The sequence below is a fragment of the Stutzerimonas stutzeri KOS6 genome, from assembly GCF_000307775.2.
GTDB lineage: Bacteria > Pseudomonadota > Gammaproteobacteria > Pseudomonadales > Pseudomonadaceae > Stutzerimonas > Stutzerimonas stutzeri_B.
Genome location: NZ_KK020676.1, coordinates 531,254 through 551,936 on the forward strand (window position 1 = coordinate 531,254; position 20,683 = coordinate 551,936).

Annotated in this window: 15 protein-coding genes and 1 riboswitch; of the genes, 6 read left to right on the forward strand and 9 right to left on the reverse strand. The window is 61.3% G+C overall.

All coding sequences use genetic code 11. The features are described from left to right. Positions 1-326: 326 nt before the first annotated feature. Complete coding sequence (thiC, locus tag B597_RS30895) at positions 327-2,210, reverse strand: phosphomethylpyrimidine synthase ThiC (protein WP_003293935.1); 1,884 nt, start codon at positions 2,208-2,210, stop codon at positions 327-329. Positions 2,211-2,308: 98 nt separating this feature from the next. Next, positions 2,309-2,415, reverse strand: a riboswitch (TPP riboswitch). Positions 2,416-2,589: 174 nt separating this feature from the next. Between thiC and B597_RS30900 the strand changes: the two genes are divergently transcribed. After that, the gene (locus B597_RS30900) at positions 2,590-4,050 is read left to right on the forward strand and encodes a TolC family outer membrane protein (protein ID WP_003293936.1); all 1,461 of its coding nucleotides are present in this window, start codon (positions 2,590-2,592) and stop codon (positions 4,048-4,050) included. Between the two features lie 223 nt (positions 4,051-4,273). Here B597_RS30900 and waaA read toward each other — a convergent pair whose 3' ends face one another. Continuing rightward, positions 4,274-5,542, reverse strand: coding sequence for a lipid IV(A) 3-deoxy-D-manno-octulosonic acid transferase (gene waaA / locus B597_RS30905; RefSeq protein WP_003293939.1), 1,269 nt, complete (start codon positions 5,540-5,542; stop codon positions 4,274-4,276). A gap of 634 nt (positions 5,543-6,176) precedes the next feature. On the opposite strand from waaA, the gene B597_RS30910 reads away from it, so the two are divergent. The 4 genes from B597_RS30910 to B597_RS30925 all read left to right on the forward strand — a co-directional run bounded on the left by B597_RS30910 (position 6,177) and on the right by B597_RS30925 (position 9,720). After that, on the forward strand, positions 6,177-7,352 hold the full coding sequence (locus B597_RS30910; RefSeq protein WP_003293941.1) for an NAD(P)/FAD-dependent oxidoreductase: 1,176 nt from the start codon (positions 6,177-6,179) through the stop codon (positions 7,350-7,352). Beyond that, positions 7,349-8,158 (forward strand): aldo/keto reductase, encoded by an 810-nt coding sequence (locus tag B597_RS30915; protein ID WP_003293942.1) that lies wholly within the window; start codon positions 7,349-7,351, stop codon positions 8,156-8,158. Before B597_RS30910 ends, B597_RS30915 begins: the two co-directional genes overlap by 4 nt. A gap of 161 nt (positions 8,159-8,319) precedes the next feature. Then, on the forward strand, positions 8,320-9,207 hold the full coding sequence (locus B597_RS30920) for a hypothetical protein (protein WP_024161828.1): 888 nt from the start codon (positions 8,320-8,322) through the stop codon (positions 9,205-9,207). Between the two features lie 246 nt (positions 9,208-9,453). Then, the gene (locus B597_RS30925) at positions 9,454-9,720 is read left to right on the forward strand and encodes a helix-turn-helix domain-containing protein (protein WP_003293945.1); all 267 of its coding nucleotides are present in this window, start codon (positions 9,454-9,456) and stop codon (positions 9,718-9,720) included. Between the two features lie 277 nt (positions 9,721-9,997). Here the strand turns inward: B597_RS30925 and hldE are convergent, their stop codons facing one another. Beyond that, entirely contained in the window at positions 9,998-11,419 is a 1,422-nt protein-coding gene (hldE, locus tag B597_RS30930; RefSeq protein ID WP_003293946.1) for a bifunctional D-glycero-beta-D-manno-heptose-7-phosphate kinase/D-glycero-beta-D-manno-heptose 1-phosphate adenylyltransferase HldE, read from the reverse strand. Positions 11,420-11,527: 108 nt separating this feature from the next. Next, on the reverse strand, positions 11,528-13,333 hold the full coding sequence (msbA, locus tag B597_RS30935) for a lipid A export permease/ATP-binding protein MsbA (protein WP_024161829.1): 1,806 nt from the start codon (positions 13,331-13,333) through the stop codon (positions 11,528-11,530). Positions 13,334-13,742: 409 nt separating this feature from the next. Between msbA and B597_RS30940 the strand changes: the two genes are divergently transcribed. After that, positions 13,743-14,396, forward strand: a complete 654-nt coding sequence (locus tag B597_RS30940) for a BUD32 family EKC/KEOPS complex subunit (protein ID WP_003293949.1) — start codon at positions 13,743-13,745, stop codon at positions 14,394-14,396. Here B597_RS30940 and B597_RS46930 read toward each other — a convergent pair. The 5 genes from B597_RS46930 to B597_RS30950 form a co-directional block, all read right to left on the reverse strand. Further along, complete coding sequence (locus B597_RS46930) at positions 14,379-15,230, reverse strand: lipopolysaccharide core biosynthesis protein (RefSeq protein WP_152028147.1); 852 nt, start codon at positions 15,228-15,230, stop codon at positions 14,379-14,381. The two genes, B597_RS30940 and B597_RS46930, sit on opposite strands and share 18 nt — an antisense overlap. Positions 15,231-15,248: 18 nt before the next feature. Next, complete coding sequence (locus tag B597_RS30945) at positions 15,249-16,565, reverse strand: O-antigen ligase family protein (RefSeq protein ID WP_152028148.1); 1,317 nt, start codon at positions 16,563-16,565, stop codon at positions 15,249-15,251. 146 nt (positions 16,566-16,711) lie between these two features. Further along, the gene (locus B597_RS46290; RefSeq protein ID WP_082321483.1) at positions 16,712-17,758 is read right to left on the reverse strand and encodes a glycosyltransferase family 9 protein; all 1,047 of its coding nucleotides are present in this window, start codon (positions 17,756-17,758) and stop codon (positions 16,712-16,714) included. Further along, complete coding sequence (locus B597_RS0223225) at positions 17,745-18,887, reverse strand: glycosyltransferase (RefSeq protein WP_003293955.1); 1,143 nt, start codon at positions 18,885-18,887, stop codon at positions 17,745-17,747. The genes B597_RS46290 and B597_RS0223225 overlap by 14 nt, the downstream gene beginning before the upstream one ends. Continuing rightward, complete coding sequence (locus B597_RS30950; protein ID WP_003293956.1) at positions 18,884-20,629, reverse strand: carbamoyltransferase family protein; 1,746 nt, start codon at positions 20,627-20,629, stop codon at positions 18,884-18,886. Before B597_RS30950 ends, B597_RS0223225 begins: the two co-directional genes overlap by 4 nt. Positions 20,630-20,683 lie beyond the last annotated feature (54 nt).

Here is a 20,683-nt window from a genome sequence, read left to right on the forward strand (position 1 = left end):
ACCACCGAGCCAGGCCCTTTTCGCGGCCAGGGGCCGCTCCTACGGAGCCGTGTCTCGAATCCGCCACCTGCCCGTAGGAGCGGGCCGCGCCCGCGAACCGACTGACAACCACCGAGCCTGGCCCTTTCGCGGCCAGGGGCCGCTCCTACGGAGCCGTGCCTCGAGTCCGCCACCTGCCCGTAGGAGCGGGCCGCGCCCGCGAACCGACTGACAACCACCGAGCCTGGCCCTTTCGCGGCCAGGGGCCGCTCCTACGGAGCCGTGTCTCGAATCCGCCACCTGCCCCGTAGGAGCGGGCCACGCCCGCGAACCGATTCACGACATGGTCACACCTGCCTGTAAATCACCGACCCCTCGTCCTTGAAGCGTTCGGACTGCTCGGCGAAACCGGCCTCGATGGCTTTCTGTTCGTCGGTCAGGCCGTGTTCGGCGGCGTATTCGCGCACTTCCTGGGTGATCTTCATCGAGCAGAACTTCGGCCCGCACATGGAGCAGAAATGCGCCACCTTGGCCGACTCCTTGGGCAGGGTCTCGTCGTGGTAGGCGCGCGCGGTGTCCGGGTCCAGGCCGAGGTTGAACTGGTCTTCCCAGCGGAACTCGAAACGCGCCTTGGACAGCGCGTTGTCGCGGACCTGCGCGCCCGGATGGCCCTTGGCGAGGTCGGCGGCGTGGGCCGCGATCTTGTAGGTGATGATGCCGGTCTTGACGTCATCCTTGTTCGGCAGGCCGAGGTGCTCCTTCGGCGTCACGTAGCAGAGCATGGCGCAGCCGAACCAGCCGATCATCGCCGCACCGATGCCGCTGGTGATGTGGTCGTAGCCAGGCGCGATGTCGGTGGTCAGCGGGCCGAGGGTGTAGAACGGCGCCTCGTCGCAGCATTCGAGCTGCTTGTCCATGTTCTCCTTGATCATGTGCATCGGCACGTGGCCCGGGCCTTCGATCATGGTCTGCACGTCGTGCTTCCAGGCGATCTTGGTCAGCTCGCCGAGGGTTTCCAGCTCGCCGAACTGCGCGGCGTCGTTGGCATCGGCGATCGAGCCCGGACGCAGGCCGTCGCCCAGCGAGAAGCTGACGTCGTAGGCCTTCATGATTTCGCAGATTTCCTCGAAGTGGGTGTAGAGGAAGTTCTCCTGGTGATGCGCCAGGCACCACTTGGCCATGATCGAGCCGCCGCGGCTGACGATGCCGGTGACGCGCTTGGCGGTCAGCGGTACATAGCGCAAGAGTACGCCGGCGTGAATGGTGAAGTAGTCCACGCCCTGCTCGGCCTGTTCGATCAGGGTGTCGCGGAACAGCTCCCAGGTCAGGTCCTCGGCCACGCCGTTGACCTTCTCCAGCGCCTGGTAGATCGGCACGGTACCGATCGGCACTGGCGAGTTGCGGATGATCCACTCGCGGGTTTCATGGATGTGCTTGCCGGTGGACAGGTCCATCACCGTGTCCGAGCCCCAGCGGATGCCCCAGGTCAGCTTGGCCACTTCTTCTTCGATGGAAGATCCCAGCGCCGAGTTGCCGATGTTGCCGTTGATCTTCACCAGGAAGTTGCGACCGATGATCATCGGCTCCAGCTCGGTGTGGTTGATGTTGGCCGGGATGATGGCGCGACCGCGGGCGACTTCCTCACGCACGAATTCCGCGGTGATTTCCTTCGGGATGGCGGCGCCGAAGCTGTGGCCGGCGTGCTGCTCCTTGAGCAGGCCGGCTTCGCGGGCCTCGGCCAGCTTCATGTTCTCGCGGATGGCGACGTATTCCATCTCGGGCGTGATGATGCCCTTCCTTGCATAGTGCATTTGGCTGACGTTCATGCCGGCCTTGGCCCGGCGCGGGTTGCGCACATGGGCGAAGCGCATGGCGGTCAGTTCGGCGTCGTTCAGCCGGCGCTGGCCGAACTCGGAGGTCAGCCCCGCCAGCTTCTCGGTATCGCCGCGCTCCTCGATCCAGGCGCTGCGCACATCGGCCAGGCCCTTGCGCACGTCGATGCTGACGCTCGGGTCGGTGTAGGGGCCGGAAGTGTCGTAGACGGTGACCGGGGCGTTGATCTCGCCACCGAAATCGGTCGGCGTCACGTCCAGGCTGATCTCGCGCATCGGCACGCGGATATCGGGGCGCGAGCCCTGCACGTAGACCTTCTGCGAACGCGGGAAGGGTTGAATGGACTGTTGGTCGACCTGGGCGGATTCACTCAGATTTTTATTGCTTTGCACGCTCATCGGCTTCTCCTGGGAAATGTCGGAGCGAACCTGAGCAACACGGCGGATGAAGGAGGGCATCGGGCGCCGCAGCGGCGGCGAGAGACTCGCCGACTGATGGGCGAGGACATCTTGTTCCCTACGCAGGCCTTAACCTGATCAGGTTCAACGGGATCCGGAACTTTCCGATCTCAGCCTTCGCTTCAAGGCACCCCGACAAGAACATCGGCGAGTCTAATCAAGAGCCAGGGGGAACGCCATGGCAACGATGAAAGTAATCGACCGCTCGGTCACTCCAATCGGCTGGCACAAAGGCCGCCGGTCGCCCGCACGCGCGCCTTGACCCCCCGTCAGCCGGCGCTTAGCCTTGCCCATCAGCTCTATTCAGGATGGACCCAACATGCTGCGCAGACTCCCCCTGGCTCTCGCCGTGGCTTCCCTCACCGCCGGAGCGGCCTGGGCAGAGGAGAGCATCCCGCTGGCCAGCAAGACCGACCTGGTCAGCGTCTACCAGCAAGCCGTCAACAACAACGCCGACCTGGCTGCAGCACGTGCGCAGTTCCAAGCCCGCCAGCAAGTCGTGCCGCAGGCGCGGGCCGGCCTGCTGCCCAACCTGAGCGCTGGTGCCGAGTTGAGCGATAGCGAAACGGACGTGGACACCAGCATGGGCGCCAGATCGCTGTCGCGCAGCGGCACCGCCTACCAGGCGACGCTGAGCCAGCCGATCTTCCGCGCCGACCGCTGGTTCCAGCTCAAGGCCGCGCAAGCCGTCAGCGAGCAGGCCGCACTGGAATACTCCATCGCCGAACAGGACCTGATCCTGCAGAGCGCCCAGGCCTACTTCGCCGTGCTGCGCGCGCAGGACAACCTGGCGGCGGTTAAAGCCGAGGAAGCCGCGTTCAAGCGTCAGCTCGACCAGGCCAACGAGCGCTTCGAGGTCGGCCTCTCCGACAAGACCGATGTACTCGAAGCCCAGGCCGGCTACGACACCGCGCGGGCCAATCGCTCAATCGCCCGGCGCCAGGTCGACGACGCCTTCCAGGCGCTGTTCACCCTGACCAACCGTGAATACCTCGCCCTGGAGGGCATTCGCCATACGCTGCCGGTGCTGGCGCCGGTGCCGAACGAGGCCAAGGCCTGGGTCGATACGGCGACACGGCAGAACCTCAACCTGCTGGCGGTGAACTACGCGGTGAGCGCAGCCGAGGAAACCCTGCGCCAGCGCCGCGCCGGCCATGCACCGACGCTCGATGCGGTGGCCTCCTATCGCAAGGGCGACAACGACTCGCTGGGCTTCACCAACACCGATGTCACCGGCCTTCCGTCAGGATTGATGCCGCGCTATACCGGCGATGTCGAACAGCGCAGCATCGGCCTGCAACTGAACATTCCGCTCTACAGTGGCGGCCTGACCACCTCGCAGAGCCGTGAGGCCTATTACCTGCTCAACCAGAGCGAGCAGCAGCGCGAAAGCTTGCGCCGCCAGGTGGTCGAAGCCACCCGCAACCTGCACCGGGCGGTGAACACCGACATCGAGCAGGTCGAGGCCCGCCGGCAGTCGATCATCTCCAACCAGAGCGCGCTGGAAGCCACCGAGATCGGCTATCAGGTCGGCACCCGCAACATCGTCGACGTGCTCGATACACAGCGCCGCCTGTATGCGGCCGTGCGCGACTACAACAACGCCCGCTACGACTACATCCTCGACAACCTGCGCCTGAAGCAGGCCGCCGGGACGCTCAACCCGGACGACCTGCAACAGCTGGCAGCCTATCTGAAGCCCGACTACGACCCAGACACCGACTTCCTTCCCCCGGACCTGCCGCAGACCATCGGCCAGCCGGTGCGGGTGGATTATTGAGCTGGGGCTTTCGTGTTTCGCTTGGACCGTGACTTGGTGGGCTGAAGCCCACCCTACGGTTCGTCGCCGCCAGGCGACATGAAGTACCACCCGTGTCGGGCCGCGAAGCAGAGCGCAACGCGATCCCTTCAGCGTGGCCAGACCGTAGGGTGGGCTTCAGCCCACCAGCCGTTTTATCGAGCACCTCGCAGCTCACGCGCCAGGTCGACCCACTGCCCGCAGTCTAGCCAAGCAGGTCACCCAACCCCGCCAACAGGCGCTGCAACGCGCCCTGATTGGCCTTCAGCACGCCCAGCCCGGCGTCACGCATCCTTTGTGCCGCAGCCGGGTCGCGCCAGAGTTGGCCGACCGCCTGTGCCAGCTGGTCGGCATCCTGCACTTCGCGCAGGGCGCCGGCGTCGCGCAGCTGAGCGGATATCTCGAGAAAATTGAACAGGTGCGGACCGCTGAGCACCGGCTTGCCCAGCGCTGCGGGCTCCAACAGGTTATGCCCGCCATTGGGCACCAGGCTGCCGCCGACGAAGGCGATATCCGCCAGGGCATAGAGAAACAGCAGCTCGCCCATGGTATCGCCGACCAGCACCTGGGTTCCGGCATCGACCGCCTCGCCCGTGGACCGTCGAAGCGTGGCGAATCCCGCCTTGCGGCATAGCTCGACCACCGAGCCGAAGCGCTCCGGATGCCGCGGCACCAGGATCACCAACGCCTGCGGTTGCTGCGCCAGCAACTGCCGGTGCGCGTCCAGAATGATCTCGTCCTCGCCGGCATGGGTGCTGGCCGCGATCCATAGTGGCCGCGCCTGCGCAGCCCATTGCCCGCGCAATGCAGTCGCCCGCGCCAGCAGGGCCGGATCGACGGTGAGGTCGAACTTGATCGATCCGGTCACCTCGACACACTCGGGCCGCGCGCCTAGCTGGCGAAAGCGTTCGGCCTCGACGGCGGTCTGCACCGCAACCAGGCTCAGCTCGGCAAGCATCGGCGCGGTCAGTCGGGCGAACCGTGCATAGCCACGGGCCGAGCGCTCGGACAGCCGCGCATTGGCCAGCGCCACCGGAATACCGCGACGGGCACATTGATGGATATGGTTGGGCCAGAGTTCGGTTTCCATCACCACCGCCAGCTTCGGCCGGATACGATCGAGAAAGCGTGCCGCCGCCCAGGGCAGGTCATAAGGCAGGTAGCAGTGCTGCACGCTGTCGCCGAACAGCGCCTGAATGCGCTCGGAGCCAGTCGGCGTCATGCAGGTGACGGTGATGGGCAGTTGCGGATAGCGGGTCATCAGCTCGCGGATCATCGGCGCCGCGGCAATGCTTTCGCCGACCGAAACTGCGTGCACCCAGATGCCGCCTGACCGAAGGGGCGGCAATCCGACAGCGAAGCGCTCGCCGATGCGCCGTGAATAGGCAGGCGCCCGCCAGGCGCGCCAGAGCAGACGCAGGAACACCAGCGGCAGGCCAAGGTGAAAAAGGAGGCTGTAAAGGGTGCGATTCATGGCCGCGGAGTTTACTCGAAAGCAGGTAGCAGCCACGACCCGCCAGCAGCAAAAGCTCGCCCCGAGGGCGGGCCTCCCACAAAAGCCGTCAGCCACCACCAACCCCGTGGGAGGCGCGCCCCCGCGGCGATTACAGGCCACAGGCCTGCCTCAAGCAAGCAAGCCCCGAAGCCAGCCCTCCCACCAAAACAACCAGCCCCACCAACCCGTGGGAGGCGCGCCCTCGCGGCGATTACAGGCCACAGGCCTGCCTCAGGCAAAAGCAAACCCCGAAGCCAGCCCCCCACCAAAACAACCAACCCCACCAACCCCGTGGGAGGCGCGCCCCCGCGGCGATACAGGCCACAGACCTGCCTCAAGCAAAAGCAAAAGCAAACCCCGAAGCCAGCCCTCCCACAAAACAACCAGCCCCACCAATCCCGTGGGAGGCGCGCCCTCGCGGCGATACAGGCCACAGGCCTGCCTCAAGCAAAAGCAAAAGCAAAAGCAAACCCCGAAGCCAGCCCTCCCACCAAAACAACCAACCCCACCAACCCCGTGGGAGGCGCGCCCTCGCGGCGATAGCAGCCGGCGCAGGCCGGGCTCCGGTTATACTGCCGACCCGTATTTACAGTTTTACAGGCGAGGTCTGCACATGCCCGAATCCCTCAGCACCGACGTCCTGATCGTTGGCGGTGGTGTCGCCGGTCTCTGGCTCAACGCGCGCCTGCGCAGGCAAGGTTTTGCCACGCTTCTGGTGGACAAGGGCACGCTGGGCGGCGGGCAGAGCGTGAAGTCCCAAGGCATCATCCACGGCGGTACCAAGTATGCGCTGAGCGGCGCGCTGACCGGCGCCTCCGAGGCCATCGCCGATATGCCCCGGCGCTGGCGCGAGGCGCTCGAAGGCAAGGGCGAGCTGGATCTCACAGGCGTGCGCCTGCTTTCCGATGCGCACTACCTCTGGTCGCCGGGCACGCTGGCCGGCAACCTCACCAGTTTTTTCGCCAGCAAGGCGGTGCGTTCGCGGGTCGGCCAGGTCAAGGGCGACGAGCTGCCGCCGGCGCTGCAGCACCCGAAATTCAAGGGCAAGGTCTACCGCCTCAGCGAACTGGTGCTCGATGTGCCCAGCCTGATCGCACGCCTGGCCGAGCTGAGCGGCGACAGCCTGCTGGCCGGCCAGCGAATCGAACCGCTGCACGACGGCACTGAGCTGGTCGGCCTGCGCGTCGATGGCCGCGAGATACGGGCCCAGCGCATCGTCTTCAGCGCCGGCGGCGGGACCGCCGAACTGCTCGCCGCACTCGGACTGGAACAGCCGGCCATGCAGCGCCGCCCGCTGCACATGGTCATCGTCAAGGCGCCGACGCTCAAGCCGCTCTATGCCCACTGCCTGGGCGGCGGTACCAAGCCGCGGATCACCGTGACCAGCCATCCGGCAGCGGATGGCGAGTGGCTCTGGTATCTGGGCGGCGATCTGGCCGAAGCCGACGGTGTGGCCCGCGATGAGGCCGCGCAGATAGCCGCGGCGAAGAAGGAGCTGGCCGAACTGGTGCCCTGGATCGATCTGTCCGCCGCGCACTGGGCCACGCTGCGTATCGATCGCGCCGAGCCGGCTCAATCGGCCCTCGCCCGTCCGGACAATGCCTTCCTCGCCGAACAGGGCCGTCTGCTGGTCGGCTGGCCGACCAAGCTGGCGCTGTCACCGGACTTTTCCGACCGTGTCGAAGCCGCCCTCGCCCGCGACGGCATCCGCCCCGGCCAGCATCCCGCACTACCGGAACTGCCACGTCCGCCGCTGACCGGCCCCTTCTGGGAGGGCCTGCTGCCATGAACACGACGTTGCACGACCTGCATCGCCCGCTCGGCAGCACCGGCCTGACGATCTCGCCGCTGGGCCTGGGTACGGTCAAGCTGGGCCGCGACCAGGGCGTGAAATACCCCAATGGCTTCGCCATCCCCGACGACGCCCAGGCACGCCAACTGCTGGCGCTGGCCCGCGACTTGGGCATCAACCTGATCGACACCGCCCCCGCCTATGGGGTCAGCGAGGAGCGCCTGGGGCCATTGCTGGCGGGCCAGCGCGACGACTGGGTGATCGTCAGCAAGGCGGGCGAGGAGTTCGAGAACGGCCAGTCGCGCTTCGACTTCTCCGCCGCGCACACGCGCTTCTCCGTCGAGCGCAGCCTCGAGCGCCTGCGCACCGACCGGATCGAACTGGTGCTGGTGCATTCGGACGGCAACGATCTCGACATCCTGCAGCACAGCGAGGTCTACCAGACCCTCGCCGAGCTCAAGCGTGAAGGCAAGATTCTCGCGTTCGGCCTCTCCGGCAAGACCGTCGAAGGCGGACTGTTGGCGCTGGAACAGGGCGATTGCGCCATGGTCACCTACAACCTCGCCGAACAGGCCGAGCGCCCGGTGATCGACTATGCGGCGGCCCATGGCAAGGGCATCCTGATCAAGAAAGCCCTGGCCAGCGGTCATGCCTGCCTGGAGACGGGCGAGGACCCGGTACGGCGCAGCTTCGAGCTGCTGTTCCGGCAGCCCGGCGTGAGCGGCGCCATCATCGGCACCATCAATCCGCGGCACCTCGCCGACAACGTGCGCGCCGCCGCCGCCGTTCTGACGGGCAACTGAGGGGCAATTGGGCTAGGCTTCCCATCCCGCCGCCGCGCAATGACGCCGGTGGCGCCGGTAGGCTGAAACCCATTCTATGGATGAATTTCTGGCTTGCGGTATCTCCGCAGGCACTGCAACCCCGACGCCGCTAGCGGCGATCCGACGCAAGGAGGAGCCGAATGCCGAGAGTTCTGGTGCGCAAGAGCCCCGCCGCGTTCAAGACCCTGCCACTGTACGTCGAAGCCAGCCCGGACAGCCTGAGCTACCAGAGCCTGGGCCGCCCCTTGAACTTCAGCGAAGTGATCGAGCGCCGCCGCCCGGTGAGCGTACCCACCCCGGGCCATTTCGCCATCGAGCTGGCCAACCTTGGCGTCTCGGTGCGCCTGACCCTCGGTTGGCAGGGCCGCGAATACTGGGTACTGGTCCGCCAGCAGCGCCTGGACCGGGGCGACGTGGTGCTCAAGCTGATTTCCGGCTACGTCCCCGCGCACGAACTGAACCTGCCGCTGCTCACCGCGATCCAGGAAATCGCCGAAGAGTGCCTGCTGGAAACCCCGGAAGGCTGGCTCGCCGGGCGCTTCGGCGACACCTGGCTGCCGACCCCCTACGACGGCGCCCTGCGTTACCGGGAAGCGGTGCACTTCAAGCTCGCCTCGCAGTCGGGCGCCACGCGTCCGGTGCACTGCGGCAACATGGTGCTGATGGAGCGCCCGCGCGCCTATGTACATTTGCCGACCGCCTCGCTGCAGCTGGTCTACGACATGCGCCTGGAACTGCCGAAGGAGGCCCGCCAACTGAGCCTGTTCCACGTCGACGAACGCCTCGAGGACGGCCATCTGTTGGCACGCCTGGATCGCAGCCGGCCGGACCTCTACCTGATCCCGCTGCACCAGGGGCAGCCACAGGATCAGCTACTGCAACTGCGCAACGGCCAGTTCAGCCCGGTGGGCACGCGGGGGCTGTGGCTATCGGAAAGCTTCGCCCGGCAGGACGGCTGGGTGGTACGCGACGAACGTGTTCGCTGGAAGGACTGGTGGGCCGCCAGACCGGTCGCCCTGGCGCGCTGAACAGGTTGTGTACCGATTCGCCTGCGAACATGCACCATTGTAGGAGCGAGCCATGCTCGCGATCCCGGCCCTGCAGAGCTATCGCGGGCATGGCCCGCTTCTACAGGGAGACTCTACACGCCGACAAATAGGCAATAAATATCCATTTAATCACTCAGCAGCACAAAAACAGGTACTTTAATTGCCTTTAGCAAGATGCAGGCTACGCGCCTTCCTCAACGACTCGCCAGATGGAGACTCACCTGAATGGATATCACGGAGCGCGACCGCATCCTGACGGAGACACGGACGCAACTGGCGTCCGGCGATATCACCATTGGACAAGCCGTCCGCAGGCTCCGCAAGGAAATCACCGGCCTGCAGCAGGCCAGGTTCGCCCAGATGTGCAAGCTGTCCCTGCGCGCGCTGCGTCAGTTGGAGCACGACGAAGCCAATCCGACCGTGCACACTCTGAACAGCGTATTCGGGCCCTTTGGCATGCAGGTCGGCATCGTACCGAAGCCTCAGCGCTGACACCTACGCTGGGATTGCGTAAGGCCGCAGGACTGCTAAAGCTTGAAGCTTGAAGCTTGAAGCTTGAAGCTCAAAAGCATCGCCCCGACGTCGGGCATCCACAGGGACGTGGTGAATGCCGCAAGCCCGTCGGGAACGGGCGGCCTCCCACAAAAGCAGCGAGCACCACCGAACCCTGTGGGAGGCGCGCCCTCGCGGCGATGCAGTAGCCGTAGGGCGGGTGAAACCCGCCGTTATCGAGTTGGCATCCCGCTCGATCGGCGGGTTATAACCCGCCCTACGCCTTGCGGATCTTCTCGACGATGGCCGTGGTCGAGCTGTTCTCCACCAGCCCCAGCACCTTCACCACGCCGCCATAGGCCTTGACCAGGTCGGCGCCGACCACCTGATCGACACCGTAGTCGCCGCCCTTGACCAGTACGTCGGGGCGAACCTGAGCCAGCAGGTTTTCCGGCGTGTCCTCGGCGAAGCACACCACCCAATCCACCGCCTCCAGGCCGGCCAGCACCGCCATGCGACGATCCACCGAATTGATCGGTCGGCCCGGCCCCTTGAGGCGGCTGACCGAGCCATCGTCATTTACTGCCACGACAAGGCGGTCGCCCTGCGCGCGAGCCTGCTCCAGATACGTCACGTGTCCGGCATGCAGGATGTCGAAGCAACCGTTGGTGAAGACGATCTTCTCGCCCTGTGCGCGAGCGTCCTCGACGACGGTCAGCAATTGCTCGACGGTCATCACGCCGCGTTCGGAGCCCTCCTCGCGCTGCACCGCACGGCGCAGTTCCGGCGCGCTGATGGCAGCGGTGCCGAGCTTGCCGACCACGATGCCGGCGGCCAGATTGGCCAGCGCCACCGCCTGCGGCAGCTCCTCGCCGGCAGCCAGGGAGGCCGCGAGCGTGGAAATCACCGTGTCGCCGGCACCGGTTACGTCGAAGACTTCGCGCGCGCGCGCCGGCAGGTGCAGCGGCGCATGCTCGGGCCGCAGCAGGGTCATGCCGTGCTCGCCACGGGTCACCAGCAAGGCGCCCAGTTCCAGCTGGCGCATCAGCTCGGCCCCTTTGGCCACCAGTTCGGCCTCGTCGGCGCAGTGGCCAACGATCGCCTCGAATTCGCCGAGATTCGGCGTGATCAGCGACGCGCCCCGATAGATCTCGAAATCCTTGCCCTTGGGATCGGCCAGCACGGGAATGCCATGGCGGCGGGCGGCCTGGATCAGCGCCTGGTGATTCTTCAGCGCACCCTTGCCATAGTCCGACAGCACCAGCACCTTGACCCCGGCCAGCAGGCTTTCCACGTCCGTTAGCAGCGCGGCCGGATCGGTATCGAACGGCTCCTCGAAATCCATGCGCAGCAACTGCTGATGGCGGCTCATCACTCGCAGCTTGACGATGGTCGGCTGGTGTTCGAGGCACTGAAAATGCGCCCGTACACCCGCCGCGGCAAGACTATCGACCAGGCTCTGGCGCGCCTCGTCCTCGCCGGTCACCCCGACCAACGCAGCCGGAGCACCCAGCGCGGCGATATTCAGCGCCACGTTGGCCGCACCACCCGGACGATCCTCGACCTGCTCGACCTTGACCACCGGCACCGGCGCCTCCGGCGAAATCCGCGACGTACCGCCATGCCAGTAACGATCGAGCATGACATCGCCCACCACCAGAACGGGGGCTTGGTCGAAACGGGGCATGGACAGCTTCATGGGGGCTCCGGAGAGGAAGAGAAAACGGTGCAGAGCATACCAGCATGAAGCCATGCCAGTTCATTCCAGTCTGAGACCTGTGATTGCAGACCGGGAGGCCATCATCCGTTAGGCTTTGTCTTCATCCTTGAACTGCTTGGCATGCAGGCCGGCGTAAGCTCCGTTCGCCGCGAGCAGTTGCGTGTGGGTACCGCGCTCGACGATACGCCCCTGCTCCATGACCAAGATGAGATCGGCCTTCTCGATGGTACTCAGGCGGTGTGCGATGACCAGAGTGGTACGCCCGCTCATCACCTGGTCCAGCGCGCCCTGGATGTGGCGCTCGGATTCGGTATCCAGAGCCGAGGTCGCCTCGTCCAGAATCAGCACCGGCGCATTCTTCAGCAGTGCACGAGCGATCGCCAGGCGCTGGCGCTGGCCACCGGAAAGCAGCACGCCATTCTCGCCAACCGGGGTCTGGTAGCCCTGCGGCATCTGTTCGATGAACTCGTCGGCATAGGCTGCCTGGGCAGCGCGACGGATATCCTCGATCGGTGCGCCTGCGAGATCGCCATAGGCGATGTTGTTGGCAACCGTATCGTTGAACAGCGTGACCTGCTGGGTGACCAGTGCGATATGCCGGCGTAGATTGCGCAGCCTGTAGTCTTCGACCTCCGCGCCATCCAGCAAGATTTGCCCCCGATAATGGTGGTAGAAACGCGGAATGAGGTTAGCCAGGGTCGACTTGCCGCTACCCGAGCGCCCGACCAACGCCACCATCTGGCCCGGTTCGGCGGTGAAGCTGATGTCGTGCAGCACCTGTTTGTCGGTGCCCGGGTAAACGAAGCTCAAATCATTGACTTCCAGACGCCCGGCAACACGTTCGCGCTCGAGCGTTCCGCTGTCGGTCTCGGGCGACTCGTCCAGTTGCTCGAAAATGCTCTCCGCACCAGAAACGCCCTTCTGAATGGTGGAGCTCACCTCCGAAAGCTGCCTGATCGGCTTGGGCAACAGGCCGGCAAGCGTGATATATGCCACCAGATCGCCGGCCGACGCGTCGCCACGCATGTACAGCACCAGGAACATCAGTACGGCCATGGCACTGTAGATCACCAGTTGCAATGTCGGCGTGTAAACCGCGTTCGTCTTGACCATGCGTAACTGCTTGCCGGTATTGTCCCTGCTGGCGTCGAGAAAGCGGGCCTGCTCGTAGGCCTCGCCACCGAAGCTGCGCACCACCCGGTAGCCCTGGATGGTCTCGGATGCGACATGGGTGACGTCACCCATCGCGACCTGAATCTTCTTGCTTTGCTTGCGGAATTTCTTGCTGGCGCTGGCCACCATAAGGCCTATGAGCGGCAGGATCGCCACCATCACCATGGTCAGCTTCCAGTTCATCCAGAGCAGCGTGGCGAACAGGAAAATAACGGTCATACCCTCGCGCACCACCACCTTGATCGCATCCGTCGCGGCGCCCGTCACCATCGTCACGTTGTAGGTGATACGGGAAATCAGATGGCCGGAGTTGTGGCTGTCGAAGTAGCGGTTGGGCAGCGTCAGCATATTGTTGAACAGTGCGATGCGCAGATCATGCACCAGGCCCAGCGAAACCCTGGCCAGAAAATAGTTGCCGAGAAACGAACCGATGCCTTGCAGCAGGGCGATGAACACGATCAGCAACGGCACGGCTTGCAGCAGCTTCAGCTCCGCCAGCCACGCCTGATCCTGCAGATAGGGAACCTGAGCAAAAAAACTGGCGTCCGGGTTGTTCAGCCCATCGACGAAAAATTTGAGGATGTAGCCGAGCATCGGCTGGGTGGAGGCGAAGATCAGGAAGCCAAACAAGCTGATAGCGAACAGCCCCCAGTAGGGGAGCACGTAGCGCAGCAACCGCAGATACACCTTTACGCTGGATTGCTGGGTAGAATTGGCCATTCGGCGAGCCCCATGAAATGGCTAGAGAAACAAGATGCGGATTGTAACAGCGCCGGAACTGGAAAGCTGGCTGACCGGAGCGCCGACTGGGCCAGGCGGCGTAGAATATTAGCCACGTCAAGATGCGCGATAGATTGAGCGCTTTGCAGCGCTGACTGTTTTTGGCGACACCGATTAGCCAAGCGATCGAAACCGCAGTTATAGCGACCGGAGCCAAGCAATGAGCTTCGATTAGCGTGAACCGCAGGCTGTGCTACCCGCAAGATTCGACATGGATACAACAGGCCAGAACCTAGAAAGCCAAGTTCGCCCGCCTTCCTCGCTTCCGCTCACCGATGACATGAAAGGCCGCATAGCGGCGCGGGTTATAAAACTTCGGCACTCTGATAGACTTGGCAACGGAGACAGCATGCACTTTCTCAAAGAATCAGAATATCTCGCCCTGCGCCAGTCTGCCGAAGTGGTGGAAGCAGACCATTTTGGAGACAAGGTCTTGCGCCTAGCGGACGGCACTTACCTCAAACTTTTCAGACGTAAGCGACTCTTAACTTCAGCAATTTTTTACCCTTACGCACAGCGGTTTGCGGACAATGCCTCTATACTGTCAAGACTCGGCGTCCCGTGCCCCAAGATCAAGGCCAGCTACCGGATCCAATCAATTGCACGAGATGCCGTCCATTATAGCCCGCTTGCGGGGCTAACATTGAGGCAATTATCAGAGGCAAATGAACGGCAACCAGAACTGCAAATAAAACTTGGCAGTTTTATTTCAAGACTCCATGACAAGGGAATCTATTTTCGCTCCTTACATCTAGGGAATATTATAGAAACCCCCACTGGAGAGCTAGGCCTTATAGACATCGCCGACCTGAGCTTTCACCGCAAGCCACTGAGTACCGGCCAACGATTGCGTAATTTCAAGCATATTACCCGCTACCCTAATGACAGGAATTGGATAGCACTGGAAAAGAGTAAATTCCTCGCCAGCTACAAAGAAAGCTCGCTTTCTAAAACGAAACTCAACGAGGAAAAGCTTCTGATGCTACTAGACGCTAACCCCTAGGTTCGCGGAAATATATTCATCCAGCTCGGATAAAGCGATCTTTGGCAAAACAGACGCAGGCAATCGGCTATCTTTAGAAAGGTTGAATACCTGAAAGCCACCCTCCCGACAAACTTTGCGCGACATCAACTTGAAGCTGGGCACTATGTAGTCCTCATAATGCCTATCTAGCGACGTAGGCAATACCTTAGCCTCGTCGCTTTCGTAAAATCGTCCTACGCTTGGATTCAGGTCCATTCCCACAATGAAGACAAGCCTGAACCCCAGATGAAAGGCTAGTTGCGCCCCAGCGTAAGGTATGGTACGCGCGACGAAATACCCGCGACTCAGATTTCGGCTGAATCCAATGCGATTAGTCTTTTGCCTGAGAAGCGAAAATTTCAGGCAAATTTCCTCATCCTTTCTTACAGACCAGGCAAAGAGCCTATCCGACTTGACGCGATGACCGAATTGCCTGTTCGCTCTTTCCAGAAGATATATTTGCTTTCCTTCCAAAACCGCATCATCGTAAGCATGAATCTCTTTCAATACTTCTAAGCTTAGGGCTAGGTTTTTTCCTTGTTTCACTCCCAGCACGGCGAGATCAGGCCTACCTTTTACAAAATTCGGGTCATCACAAATATAAAAAAGCGGCTCGATAGCCTCCTGAACGCACCTTACAATAGAGCCATTCATAGCCACGAATGGATAGTCTCTATAGCGCTTGGCCGGAAACTGGGCAGCAGAAGCGCCTGAGGCCAACAAGAAGATCGGACCAGAAAAAACTTCACGACAATTTGCAAAATCCTTTAACGGGATTTTTTTTGACCATCTATCAGGCAATAGCTCCAACACCCAGGATCGGGGCGCAAATCAGGTTCGATTCGAAGCATCATAGCTCCTTGCAGAGAGTGCTAGCGCACCACCGACGGGAAGCCAAAACCATAGCCATACCATGTTCGGCGCACCAATGAACGAGTTCAGCTCAACCAGCATGACAACCGATACAGCTGCAAGAATTGCCATCCACAGGCAGGCAAGATTACTTCGAAGCCGATAAAGCACAAAAAATGCACCCAGCATTACTACAAGCGCTAACGCCAAGCCGATGGCGCCGAATTGATATAGAATTTCAAGATACAGGTTATGTGTATTGTGAACGATCTGAGCACCGCCGCGAATAGAAACCTCGCCGAGTGGCGTGCCACTTCCATGTCCGAGCAGCCAGTGACCACTCATCCTCGACATCACTTCAAGCCAAATTTCGTCGCGACTCGTAAGCCCCCTAGTACCAATTTCATAAGAGAGAGCCCTATGCCCAAGGATAGCGACGAAAACGGCAAGGGCGCCGAAAACCATACCAATACGTGCCAATTTCTTCCTATCAACCATCAACATCACAAGCACAGCCAGCCCGACGATACAAGCAACCCAACTGGCCCGAGAATAAGTAAAGTAAATATAGAGGCTCAAAACGAGCAGACAAAAAGACCACCATATGAAAGACTGCCTTGATCTTGCCCCCAGTGCCAACCAGGCTCCAGCGATAAAACACAGAGCATAATGCATACCTGCCACGATGGTGTTTCCGAAATCTGCCACATTTTTAATACCGGAAGAGACCATCCCTATCTTTCTATAGGAAAACGAAAACCCGCCCTCTTCCAAGCTATTTAAAAGCGAAGCGCCCGCCAACATGGCTCCGAGCAAGACCATGCTTGCCATGAGCGCTTTCCAGCAATTTTCGCGCTGGCCAAACAGAGAAACACCCAACACAAACACCGAGATGATCAGCGTACGCCTAAAATATTGCAGCGAGTCCGCCACAACCAACGAATTGAATGCCAAGTAACCGACAAAGACAAAAAACGCGAAGTGCAGAGAGGTCCAGCGCGGCCGCCGAATACAGACTGTCGCAATTCCGATCAGCAAGACCGGAAGAAGAGAGAATCGGATACTTCCCGTCCAAGAGGTAGACCCTCCTGGCCACCAGAATCTGCCCAAGAGCAATATTGCAGCTGTTATTAGAAGAAAAAAGGCACCGAAATAGCCAAGCCTGGTATCAGACGCTCCGCAACGCTCTCCATCAACCTTTTGCACAAACCACTCTCTTATATCAAAAAACCCTGCAAAAGCATCACGCCCTGCACGACCAAAAAGCAAAGACTTTTCCATTTTTACATTATTCATTCCAAGAAACACAACGAAGCCCCAGTAAGCGAACCCTATTTCCTGAAACTTCCCGCCCCCGGCAGTATCTGCGAGGTAAACGCTGCAGCGATGACCTCATAAGCGAAAAAGCAGCCGGGCGGCGGAGAGTTATGGCATTCGCCGAATCAGCATCGACCAATATCTTTCCGCCCAACGGACATACCACTACCCGATACGGCGCCAGAACAATCGCCCAGCCTATTCACAATAAGCCACACCGGCACGAATGGGCGCCAGACATACCGGCCCAATACTTTGAATCGGAAAAGCGGATACAGCACTGTATTTTGGCAGTTGAACCCGGGGCGCCAGGTAAAATGCTTCCTACGCCGGGTTATTGTAAAGGTGCGAAGGCCCATCAGCGACGCCAAGTGCCCACCTCCGGAATCGTTGCTAATTACAGTAGAAGCGGTCGCAACGTAATCAATCAGCCCCTTTATGTCGGCAAAACTGTTGACCTTGAACCCGCTCAGGGCAGCCTCCAGTTTTGGGCGCTCGCTCGGCATGACTACAAACTCAACATGCCAACCTTTTTTTCGAATTGCACGAGCTAGTAGCTTAAACCCGGCCATCCAGTAATTTTTCTTTCGCTGGGGCGTCGTGGGAAATATCAATACAAAGGGGCCGCTTCGTCCTCCCTCTGGCTTTCGGATCAACTCCCCTTCGGCCTCTGCCTCGATGCCAAACACATTCTTGGCATATGCATTAACCCAATCGACCATTGTAAGCCCAGCATCCGAGTCACCGCAAAAAGCCCTGCTCGCTCCCACAAAGCGTCGACCATGAATTAAAACCTCACGCCCACGAACTGCTGAGCCAGAAGGAATCTTCTTAGCGGTTACAAAAGCGACGTTTAGCAACCCGCCCTTATTGGTAAGCTCCGCTTCTACTTTCTGATCGCAATATTTTTCAAAACTGGCAATGACCAAATCAAATCTTGCTGCCACCGCCGACAGAGCTTCGCCTTCGGACCGAAAATCTAACCAAGGAAAATATTCGCGGGCGGAATAAAAAGCATCGCTAAAGAATTTCACATTTGCGCCTGCGGCTCGCATAACCCAAGCCAATCGCAAATAAATTGTAATATCGCCAAGCGCGGGAAATGGAAGTATGGCAACGCTTACTCCCTGAAAATCCGTACCGGGCTCACGATCTACTTCAAGAGTATTCATGAGCTGCCTTCCCCATAACCTCAACTATGCCTGGCAAGGACCAAAAGCGCCGGCAGGCGGTGGCGTCTGAGAAACGACAGCCAAGCTCCGCCAACATGGCCTGGCGCTCAGAGCCAAGAACAAGGGAGTTCCTTCTGGCCAGCTGGGCCAGATATGCAGCCAGTGCTTCCTCATCCCCTAGCGGGAAGAGATGGCCACAACCTTCGACTACTTCCCGCGAACCACCACAGTCAGTACAGACCAACGGCAGCCCGGCCGCCATCGCTTCCAGCAGCACCATGCCAAAAGGCTCGTGATCGGAAGTCAGCGCGAAAACATCGAAAGCCTTGAAATAACGGCGGCCGTTCGGCACCTGGCCCAGGAAGCGAACGGATCGATCCACACCCAGCTCCGCCGCCAGCGCCTTCAGCGACGATTCCAGGCGGCCGCTGCCCATGATTGTCAACAGGCTGCCGGCAGGCAGCTGCGGCAGGGCCCGGGCAAAGCCGCGAATCAGGGTCGCCTGGTCCTTGTCGGGATGCAGACGGCCGACATTGCCGACCACCCAGGCATCCTGTGGGAGCCCAAGGTGCGCCCGGGCCTCCTCACGAGTCACCTGCTCAGCTTGTACCGCGGCAACGTCGATACGGTTGTACAACGTCTCGATGCGCTCAGCAGGCCAGTCTGGCAGGCAGGCGCGCATATCGTCACGCACGGCATTGGATACCCCAAGCAATGCGAGGCGTTTCCGGTAGAAATTGGCGAACAGCTTTCGCGAGCGTCGCTTGAAACCGCCGAATGCGTGCTGTACGCCGATCACTGGCAGGTCGGTACCGAGCAACGCCACGTAGGTCGGCTTGAACCGGTGCGCGATACAGAAACTGAATCGCCGGCTTGCGGCAATCGCCCGCACCGCCTGCATCGCACCCAGCTTCAGGCCACGAAGGGAACGGCTGCTCCGGTCTAGAAAGATCACTTCCTCAGATGCGGCGCCCCGCCGGACCTCCTCGCTTGGAGCACCTGTCAGGAAGACGGTGCATACCTTATAGGGCGAACTCTCGAACAACGCCGCATATTGCCGTGCACAATCGAGAAAAGGACCGTCATAGCCGTGACACAACTGCAGCACCCATTTTTCAGATGCCGTCATACCGGGTCCCCATCCTCCTTCACCACCAGCACGTCTTCCATGATCAAATACTGCAAATCCGAGCCATAGAACATATTCAACGCATCGGTCGGCGAGCAGATCATGGGTTCACCACGGCGGTTCAGCGAGGTATTGAGCGATACGCCATTGCCGGTAAGCTTTTCCAACTCCAGCATCAGGTCGTACCAGCGCGGGTTATGCCGACGCTCGAGGACTTGGGCGCGCGACGTACCGTCTTCATGGACCACTTCGCCGACGCGCTCCTTCCAGCCCTCGTTGACTTCGAAGGTGAAGGTCATGAACGGGCTCGGGTGGTCGACCTTGAGCATCTGCGGCGCGACGGTGTCGAGCATCGATGGGCAGAACGGGCGCCAGCGTTCGCGGAACTTGATCTGCTCGTTGATGCGATCGGCCACACCCGGCACGCTGGGGCAGCCGATTATGGAGCGGCCGCCGAGCGCGCGCGGACCGAATTCCATGCGGCCCTGGAACCAGGCGACTGGATTGCCGTCGACCATGATTCTGGCGATGCGCTCGGGAACGTTGTCGAGCTTCTGCCACTTCGGCTGGTTCGGGTGTCTGGCGCAGGCGGCGATGACGTCCTCGTTGGAGTAGGACGGGCCGAGGTAGACGTGCTCCATCTTCTCCACCGGCACGCCACGCTGTACCGACACATAGGCTGCCGCGCCGACCGCAGTGCCGGCGTCGCCGGAGGCCGGCTGGACGAACAGCTCCTTGACCTCATCGCGGGCGATGATCTTCTGGTTGAGCTTGACGTTCAGCGCGCAGCCACCGGCGAAGGCGATCTTGCCGGTCTCGCGGATGATGTCGCCCAGGTAGTAGTCCATCATCTGCAGCGCCAGCTTCTCGAACAGCGCCTGCATGGCCGCGGCGTAGTGGATATAGGGGTCGTCGGCGATGTCGCCTTCGCGCTTGGGGCCCAGCCATTCGATCAGCTTGGGCGAAAAGTAGTAGCCCTTGCCCTTTTCCTTGTAGCGACGGAAGCCGATGACGTTGGCATAGTCGGTGTTGATGGTCAGTTCGCCGTTCTCGAAGGTGGCCAGACGCGAGAAATCGTACTTGGCGGCGTCGCCGTATGGCGCCATGCCCATGACTTTGAACTCACCGTCGAGCATCTCGAAGCCGAGGTATTCGGTGATCGCGCCGTACAGCCCGCCCAGCGAATCCGGATCGTAGAATTCCTTGATCTTGTGGATCTTGCCGTTTTCGCCCCAGCCGAAGAAGGTGGTGGCGTACTCACCCTTGCCGTCAATGCCGAGAATGGCGGTCTTCTCGGTGAAGCCGGAGCAGTGGTAGGCGCTGGAGGCATGCGCCAGGTGATGCTCGACCGGCTGCAGCTTGACCTTCTTCAGGTCGAAACCCAACTGCTGCAGGCACCACTCGATGCGCTTCTTGTAGCGATAGTAGCGGCGGTTGCCCATGAGGATGGCGTCGAGCGCGCGATCCGGCGCGTACCAGTAGCGCTTGGCATAGTGCCAGCGCGCCTTCTCGAAGATGCTGATCGGCGCGAAGGGTATCGCCACCACGTCGACGTCGGACGGCTTGATACCGGCCTGCTCCAGGCAGAACTTGGCCGACTCGTAGGGCATGCGGTTCTTGGCATGCTTGTCACGCACGAAACGCTCTTCTTCGACGGCAGCGATCAGCTTGCCGTCGATGTACAGGGCGGCGGAAGGATCATGACTGAGGGCGCCGGAAAGGCCGAGAATCGTCAATGCCACGGGTAATGCCTCTTGAAAGCAGCTACAAGCTTCAAGCTACAAGCTTCAAGCAAC

Bases quoted from the DNA above. Each gene is read 5' to 3' on its own strand.
- hldE (WP_003293946.1), bottom strand. From the start codon at position 11,419: ATGAAGCTGTCCATGCCCCGTTTCGACCAAGCCCCCGTTCTGGTGGTG.
- B597_RS30900 (WP_003293936.1), top strand. From the start codon at position 2,590: ATGCTGCGCAGACTCCCCCTGGCTCTCGCCGTGGCTTCCCTCACCGCC.
- B597_RS30945 (WP_152028148.1), bottom strand. From the start codon at position 16,565: ATGAATAATGTAAAAATGGAAAAGTCTTTGCTTTTTGGTCGTGCAGGG.
- waaA (WP_003293939.1), bottom strand. From the start codon at position 5,542: ATGAATCGCACCCTTTACAGCCTCCTTTTTCACCTTGGCCTGCCGCTG.
- msbA (WP_024161829.1), bottom strand. From the start codon at position 13,333: ATGGCCAATTCTACCCAGCAATCCAGCGTAAAGGTGTATCTGCGGTTG.
- B597_RS30925 (WP_003293945.1), top strand. From the start codon at position 9,454: ATGGATATCACGGAGCGCGACCGCATCCTGACGGAGACACGGACGCAA.
- thiC (WP_003293935.1), bottom strand. From the start codon at position 2,210: ATGAGCGTGCAAAGCAATAAAAATCTGAGTGAATCCGCCCAGGTCGAC.
- B597_RS30920 (WP_024161828.1), top strand. From the start codon at position 8,320: ATGCCGAGAGTTCTGGTGCGCAAGAGCCCCGCCGCGTTCAAGACCCTG.
- B597_RS30910 (WP_003293941.1), top strand. From the start codon at position 6,177: ATGCCCGAATCCCTCAGCACCGACGTCCTGATCGTTGGCGGTGGTGTC.
- B597_RS0223225 (WP_003293955.1), bottom strand. From the start codon at position 18,887: ATGACGGCATCTGAAAAATGGGTGCTGCAGTTGTGTCACGGCTATGAC.
- B597_RS30940 (WP_003293949.1), top strand. From the start codon at position 13,743: ATGCACTTTCTCAAAGAATCAGAATATCTCGCCCTGCGCCAGTCTGCC.
- B597_RS46290 (WP_082321483.1), bottom strand. From the start codon at position 17,758: ATGAATACTCTTGAAGTAGATCGTGAGCCCGGTACGGATTTTCAGGGA.
- B597_RS30915 (WP_003293942.1), top strand. From the start codon at position 7,349: ATGAACACGACGTTGCACGACCTGCATCGCCCGCTCGGCAGCACCGGC.